Genomic DNA, 3,584 nt, shown 5'->3' on the forward strand with positions numbered 1-3,584 from the left:
AGGGGTGTCTGGACGGAGGAGGCCACGTCACCGCCAGTGACGCCCTACCTCCAAGCCCGGTCCTTTAGGACCGGGTCAAGTTGACGGCAGTGAGCCCATCTCGGCTGCCCGCGAGGCCGCCCGCGAGTTCCTGACCGGTGTGCAAGCCGTGCACGGTATCCCGGTCTCCCCGCGCGTGATGGACGTGGTGCAGCTGGTGGTGAGCGAGTTGGTCACCAACGCCTACAAGCATGCGCCCGGGCCGTGCCTGCTGGATCTGGAGGTTGACGGCGGGAGCGTGAAGATTTGTGTGTGGGATGCCGGCACGACGCTGCCGACGATCCACCCCCCCCGGACGCGCAGCGGGTAGGCCGGCACGGCCTGGAGATCGTCACGTGCGTGTGCCGGAGCCTGGAGATGCGGCGTGAGCCCGTCGGCAAGCGGATCGCAGCCGTGATCGCGCTCGCCGACGATGCGAACGGGCATCCGGCTGGCAGCGCGATGTGACACCCAAGGGGCCAGCGGCCGTCAGTGCCCGACTTTCGTCGCACACGACTTGGGGTAGCGGACGGGCCTGAAACAGCGCCTTTTGCCGCCGGCCGGTGTTCTGGGGGAGCAGAACAGCCCGGTTTACCCGGTGCTACGGGTGCGAGCGGGCCTTGTCGTGCCAGGGGGCGGTGTCTGCCACACGTGGGAAAGTTCGGGCTGGGTGGTTGGTGCATATGCCCGGGTCGGGGACGGTGCGGGTCGGTGACGGGAGGCATGGGATGGTCGGCCGCCGCCGCGCGGGTGTGGCGGCGGCCGGGCGCGAGGGACCGGGGTGCTCTTCGATCGGACCTCGCGCGGTGCCCTTCCGGCGGTGGGTGGCTGCGGGTGACCTGACCCGCCGCCGTTGCGCCGGGAGGGCAGCGGCTGGGGTCGCGTTGTCGGCGATGCGGCCCCAGCTGGTCTCGGGTCGCGGTGCGGGGCGGGGTGTCTGTGCGCTTGGCATGGGCCCTGCTACCTGTTTGACCGGAAGCGGGGGCTGCCCTCTCCGATGGCCCCGGGCGGCACGTGGCCGATCCGGTGACCGCTCGGAAGAGGCGCCCGGGCATGGGGTATCAGGCTGTGGTGCAGCCGGCGGCGGCGAGGGCCCGGGTGATGGCGTGTTGTTCGGGGGTGGTCAGGGGGCGGGTGTTGTCCCATTCGTTGGTGGGGTCGAAGCCGTAGAGGGCGACGGGGCCGTGTGGTTCGGTGGCGTTGTGGGGTGGGTGGCCGGCGACGTGGGCGAGCACTCGGGCGGCGTACAGGTTGGGCGGGTGCTGGTCGGGGAGGGTCGGGGTGCGGCCCGGCGAGGCGACCCGCAGGCGTGAGGTTGGGGTGAGGAAGGTGCGGCCGATGCCGTGGTGTCCCATCGCGTCTTCGGCGACGGAGAGCCGGTGGCCCCAGTGGGCTCGGCCGTCGGGGTTGATGAGGATGTACACGGGTGGCTGACGGGTCACGGCAGACGGTCCTTTCGGCGGGGCCGGCGGCGGAGCGCGCGAACCAGGCCGCGCGGGCCGGGCTCTTTCATGGTCTTGCTCTCGGGGCTTTTCTGCTGAGTCTCCTGCGGGAGCAAGCGCGGGGCAATTCGTGGCCAAAGCTGGGGAGTTGACCGGCCCGGGCGCGACTCTGCGGCTTGAGTCACCGGGCTGAGTTTCGTGGCGCCGCTGTTGTGCAAGGGTGAGGCGAGGTGCGCCCGTTCCTGTGCGATGCCGGTGACGTGCTGTGGAGAGCCGGGGAGCCGATGGACGTTTGGGCCGGTCTCCGGCGTGCGAGGTCTCGAAGCCGGCGTTGTGCCGTCTGGTGCCTGCTGCGGCCTCGCGGGGCCCGTGATGGCGGCCAGGGGTGCGGGGCGCAGTTCGCGGGTGGCGCCCTGGCAGGCGGGTCTTGAGCCGTGCAGATGCTGGTGGCCGGCCAGGCATGGCCCGTCGGGAATGTGCTCCGGGGGAGAGGGGCGGCGAACTGAGGATTGTTCAGGTTTCTGCCGGTGTTGGCGCGGCCGGTCCAGGAGATCGTCTGGTGGCCGACGACGTCGAACCCCGGGGTTCGTTTCCGACGATGCCGCGGGCCCTGTACTCCCGTGGCGCCGGCGCATTCCCGCGGTGCCGGCGTCACGGTTGAGGCGAGAGCGGCCGTGGAGGGGAGCTCCATCGCGGCCGGTCCTGCCCGCTCCCGGGTTTCTCCGTGGCAGGTGCGCAAACGGATTGCGTACGGCGCGTTTCCTCCGCTGCGGGATGGGTCCGGCACCTGCTCGGCGCCGGCCCCCCCGCAGCGGATGGCCCGCAGGTGTGCTCCCCGCGGAGCGCCCGGGCAGTACTGCTGCTCGTCCGGTAGGCCTTTGGTGATCGCATGGACTGCGTCGGAGCGCAGGTGAAGATGGTCGTTTCTGCTGGATGGGGGTGGGGAATGGGCTGATTGTCTGTCAAAGGCCCCAGGGTTCCATTCGAATGGTGGGGGAGTTGGATGCGCCGGAGCGTGGGTCGCGGAGTGGTGAGGATTCTTCTCCGTGTGGCTGCCATCGCGGTGGTCGCAGTGGCCACGTTGGCCGTCATATGGGTAGTGGGGAAGGTGGATTTCCCTGAGCCTGATCCCGGGAGTTCAACTCAGCCGTACGACCCTCCTGGTGACCTCTTCTGGCCTCCGGCACCTCCAGCTCCTCCTCCTGTGCCGCCGGCCCCGCCGCCGGTCTATCGCTGATGGAGCAGCAGCGGGCTGCATTCCAGCCCTCGCGTCTGCTGCTTGGTCTGCGGGTGAACTTCGGTGATGTGATCCGCGTCCGGATACACCACGGGCCCCTGGGGGAGTGACGTGCCGCGGGGTCCGGCGCGTGAAGTCGTGCTGCTCAGCGCCGAGGGGGCCTCGGGCTGGCTTGGCCAGGTGGCAGCCCGCCGGCCCGGTGCAGTCGAAACCAGCGCACGGTTTCGCGTCCCCTCCGGCTCGTCGTTCTGGTGCCCGCTGTCACCCTTGGGGCGAGCTGTATGCGTGCTGGTCAAAAGGAGCAGTGCCGACAAGGGTCTCCCGTGTGGGCTAACCGCTACGCGGTGCCCGAGCGGGCGTCACGAGACCGCGCCAGGCTGGTGGTATCTGCTCATCCACCGGCGAAGGGGCCGAACCATGGGTATCGAAGATGGAATCAGTGAAGCTGCCGACCAGGCAAAGAAGGTCGTGACCGGCGAGGACCAGGACGAGCAGCAGAACGACGGGGACAACGACACGGACGATTCGGATAACGCGAACATGGAATACGAGCGCGACGACAAAGCCTGAGCGAAATCGATTAACGGGTTCCGTTCTGCTGCTTACCGGGCCCGCACCCGGCTGACGCCGGCGTCTGCGAGGGGTCCGTCCCGGGGATCCGGGCGCGGGAGCGGTGTAGCGCCGGCTGGTGGGGGAGTGGCCGCGGTGGTGTTCTTCTCGGGTGTCCCCGGCGCGTCGTGCGTGCCGGGGCGGGCCGTCGGGGTCAACGGTGGCGCGGGGCGGGGGTGTTGCCGGGTTCTCAGGTGTCCGTTGTGGTGCCTGTGCCCGTGAGGCGGCGTGCCAGTTCGTCGATGAGTTGGTCGGCGGAGTGCGGCGCGAGGAGGTCG

3 protein-coding genes are annotated in these 3,584 nt (G+C 69.9%); 2 read left to right on the forward strand and 1 reads right to left on the reverse strand.

Annotation, left to right across the window (positions count from 1 at the left end; translation table 11 throughout):
- The first annotated feature begins 139 nt into the window (after nt 1–139).
- Entirely contained in the window at nt 140–349 is a 210-nt protein-coding gene (locus IE226_RS44760) for an ATP-binding protein (RefSeq protein ID WP_229871979.1), read from the forward strand.
- A 730-nt stretch (nt 350–1,079) separates the two neighbouring features.
- Here IE226_RS44760 and IE226_RS44765 read toward each other — a convergent pair.
- Nucleotides 1,080–1,460 carry a hypothetical protein gene (locus IE226_RS44765; protein WP_229871980.1) on the reverse strand — a complete coding sequence of 127 codons (381 nt, stop codon included), beginning with the start codon at nt 1,458–1,460 and terminating at the stop codon, nt 1,080–1,082.
- Nucleotides 1,461–3,114: 1,654 nt separating this feature from the next.
- Between IE226_RS44765 and IE226_RS43410 the strand changes: the two genes are divergently transcribed.
- Nucleotides 3,115–3,267 (forward strand): hypothetical protein, encoded by a 153-nt coding sequence (locus IE226_RS43410; RefSeq protein ID WP_190087054.1) that lies wholly within the window; start codon nt 3,115–3,117, stop codon nt 3,265–3,267.
- Nucleotides 3,268–3,584: the final 317 nt, after the last annotated feature.

It is taken from the genome of Streptomyces longisporoflavus (assembly GCF_014649775.1).
GTDB lineage: Bacteria > Actinomycetota > Actinomycetes > Streptomycetales > Streptomycetaceae > Streptomyces > Streptomyces longisporoflavus.

Bases quoted from the DNA above. Each gene is read 5' to 3' on its own strand.
- IE226_RS43410 (WP_190087054.1), top strand. From the start codon at position 3,115: ATGGGTATCGAAGATGGAATCAGTGAAGCTGCCGACCAGGCAAAGAAG.